The organism is Mesorhizobium sp. M4A.F.Ca.ET.050.02.1.1 (assembly GCF_003997725.1).
In the GTDB taxonomy this organism is placed as follows: Bacteria; Pseudomonadota; Alphaproteobacteria; order Rhizobiales; family Rhizobiaceae; genus Mesorhizobium.
In genome coordinates, this window is sequence record NZ_RZSG01000752.1 from 1 (window position 1) to 2,915 (window position 2,915).

At 66.3% G+C, this 2,915-nt stretch carries 4 protein-coding genes; 2 read left to right on the forward strand and 2 right to left on the reverse strand.

Annotated elements, in window-relative coordinates; all coding sequences use genetic code 11:
* Positions 1-932: diaminopropionate ammonia-lyase (locus EOA33_RS30550; protein ID WP_127407340.1), on the reverse strand; the 932-nt coding region annotated here is incomplete at its 3' end.
* A gap of 108 nt (positions 933-1,040) precedes the next feature.
* Between EOA33_RS30550 and EOA33_RS30555 the strand changes: the two genes are divergently transcribed.
* A complete protein-coding gene (locus tag EOA33_RS30555; RefSeq protein ID WP_127407341.1) occupies positions 1,041-1,514 on the forward strand; it encodes an Lrp/AsnC family transcriptional regulator in 474 nt (157 codons plus the stop codon).
* A 10-nt stretch (positions 1,515-1,524) separates the two neighbouring features.
* Here EOA33_RS30555 and EOA33_RS30560 read toward each other — a convergent pair whose 3' ends face one another.
* A complete protein-coding gene (locus EOA33_RS30560) occupies positions 1,525-2,232 on the reverse strand; it encodes an SDR family NAD(P)-dependent oxidoreductase (RefSeq protein WP_127407342.1) in 708 nt (235 codons plus the stop codon).
* Between the two features lie 291 nt (positions 2,233-2,523).
* On the opposite strand from EOA33_RS30560, the gene EOA33_RS30565 reads away from it, so the two are divergent.
* A complete protein-coding gene (locus tag EOA33_RS30565; RefSeq protein WP_127407343.1) occupies positions 2,524-2,817 on the forward strand; it encodes a hypothetical protein in 294 nt (97 codons plus the stop codon).
* Positions 2,818-2,915 lie beyond the last annotated feature (98 nt).

Genomic DNA, 2,915 nt, shown 5'->3' on the forward strand with positions numbered 1-2,915 from the left:
GTCATGAAAGCATCGCCGATCCGCGACAGCACGCGCCAGGCGACGAGCGAGGGCTCGTAGCATTCGAGCATCGCCATCACCGTGGGCTTGGTGTGCGCAATCGCGACCGGCCGTCCGGCCTTTGCGGTGGCGTAGACGCAGGCCGCCCGCGCGGGCTCGACCACGACTGCCCTCGGGCGATGCTCGCCAAGCACGATGGCGAGATGGCCGGCCACCGCCGCGGCAAAGCCGCCGACGCCGGCCTGCAGGAAGACATGGGTGGGCGACTTGGGCAAGCGCCTCAGCGCTTCGCGCACGATCACGGTGTAGCCCTGCATCACCAGTCCCGGTATCCGTTCGTAGCCCGGCCAGGACGTGTCGGAGACGACGGTCCAGCCGCGCTCGGCGGCGACGCGCGCGGCTTCCCTGACCGACTGGTCGTAGTCGCCGGCTATGCGCACGATCTCGGCGCCGAAGCGGGCGATGGCCGCCACGCGTTCGTTGCTGACACCTGAATGGACGAAGATGACGGACCGCGCGCCGACAAGGCCGGCGCCCTGCGCCACCGAACGTCCGTGATTGCCGTCGGTCGCGCAGGCGAAAGTCATGCCGGCGGCAATCGCCTTGACGTCAGCGCCATGCAGTTCGGCAACATCGACCGAACGGCCGAGCCGGTTGCCGGCCTCCTCCAGCACCAGATGCATGACGGCATAGGCGCCACCCAGCGCCTTGAAGCTGCCGAGGCCGAGGCGCTTGCCCTCATCCTTGATGTGGAGCGCACCAATGCCGAGTTCGCCCGCCAGCGCCGGCAGGGCGTGCAGCGGCGTCTCGGCCTGGCTGTCACGCGCGGCAAGGAAGCGCTCGGCCGCCTCGACGCCGGCGAGCCCAAGCATAGCGGCATCCTGCGGGGTCAGCGGATGGCGATGGTCCGGGTGGCGGTTGAGCAGGAACATGGATCGGCGTTTCTCCGTCTTGATGGCTGAAATTTATTGCAAGGCGAGCGAGAAAGGCGCTCTATTTTGCCGCTTTAGATGCAAGTTTGTTTCGTTTTGGACCTCGCTATGTCCGTTTTGCCCGACTTCGACGCTTTCGACCGCGCCATCCTGGCCATCCTGCAGAAGGACAACACCACGCCGCAGCGGGTCATCGGCGCGACGGTCAACCTGTCGGCGCCGGCCGTGCAGCGACGCATCAAGCGCATGGAGGAGACCGGCGTCATCCGCGCCAATGTCGCGCTGGTCGACCCGGCCAAGGTCGGCCACCCGATCACGATCTTCGTCGAGGTGGAGGTCGAGAGCGAGCGCGCCGAGCTGATCGACGCCGCCAAGCGCGGCTTCGCCGAGGTGCCTGAAGTGCAGCAGTGCTATTACGTGACCGGCGAGGCCGACTTCATCCTGGTCGTCACCGTGGCGACGATGGCCGACTACGAGGCGCTGACGAGAAAACTGTTCTTCGAGAACAACAACGTCAAGCGCTTCCGCACGTTCGTCGCCATGGACCGGGTGAAGGTGGGGCTGGAGGTGCCGGTGGGGTGAGCAGATCCGCTCACCACGGCAGCCTTTTGCCGTTGCGGAACAAGCCGCCGGTCGGGCCATCGTCCGGCAAGGTCGCGGCCCAGACGATGCCGGCCGCCCCTGGCGCGACCGGGCGGCCGTCAGGCTTGCCCTTGTCGGCCTCCACCCAGTCAGGGCTGATGGCGTTGACCAGGACACCGGCGCCGCGCAGTTCGGCCGCGAGGATGCGGGTGAGCGCATTGAGCGTCGCCCTTCCGGTCGCGTAGGCCGGCGCGCCGGCGTTCATCGAGGCCAGCGAACCAGCCTCGGGAGAAACGATGACCAGCCGGCCATGACCGGAGGCGCTGAGCAGTGGCACGAAGGCGAAGGCCATCCGCCAGGCGCCCACGACATAGGTCTCGAAGGTCTTGCCGCCCAACGTGCGGTCAGGCCTCAGCGCCCGAGCGGATAGGGCGTAATGGACGGCGCCGTTGTTGACGAGTACGTCGAGCCGACCGAAACGGCGCTCCACCTCGGCTGCGGCGAGGGCCGGTCCATCAGGCGCGGCGAGATCCAGCGCGATGGCTTCGACATTGCCGCCGAGCTTCCTCGCCGCCGCCTCGCCCTTGGCGAGGTCGCGCACACCGACGAGTACGGTGAAGCCGAGCGCCGCGAGCCGGCGGGCTGTCTCAAACGCGATGCGGCCGTTGCCGCCGGTGACGAGGGCGACCTTGCCGGAGTGATCTGTCGTGCCGGTCATGTTGTTCTCTCAAGCTCTTCGCAATCAGAATGCGACATTCCCTCTGCCGCGCCCAGTCGATTTGCTGGAATAGAATCCTTTCGTTGCACGATGCGGCACAGGAATGGACCCGCCAGTTCCCTTTGGGCGGCCCGGAACACCGCAGCCAGCAACGGCCCTCCCCGACACAATCCAGAAACAAGATTCAACAGTCGGGAAAAACTCGCGAAAAGACCGGGTGGCATAACCCGTTCCCGAAGCAGCCGAGTGCGGCCAGCGACAACCCGATCTTCGAAAAAGGAAATGCCGATTTTGAAAAAGAGCCTCCTCTCCGTTCTCGGCCTGGCCGTCGCGCTCGCTTTCGCGGTGCCGGCACTCGGCACCACCGAAGCCAGCGCCGCTGCGACCACGGCTGCCGCAACCACCACGACCGCTGCTCCGGCCGCGGCCACCGCGACGGCGAAGCCCGCAGCCAAGGTCGCTCATCACAAGAAGCACAAGAAGCACCACAAGCATCACGCCCGCAAGCATCACCTGAAGAAGCACCGCAAGCATCACGTCAAGAAGCATCACGTGAAGAAGCACGTCGCCAAGAAGGCGGCCTAAGTCCCGCCCCCTCCCATCGGGATGGTTTCTTCATGCCGGATGATCCCGCTCCCCTCGGGATCATCCGGCATGAAGAAACCATCCCGATGGGAGGGGGC

Bases quoted from the DNA above. Each gene is read 5' to 3' on its own strand.
- EOA33_RS30560 (WP_127407342.1), bottom strand. From the start codon at position 2,232: ATGACCGGCACGACAGATCACTCCGGCAAGGTCGCCCTCGTCACCGGC.
- EOA33_RS30555 (WP_127407341.1), top strand. From the start codon at position 1,041: ATGTCCGTTTTGCCCGACTTCGACGCTTTCGACCGCGCCATCCTGGCC.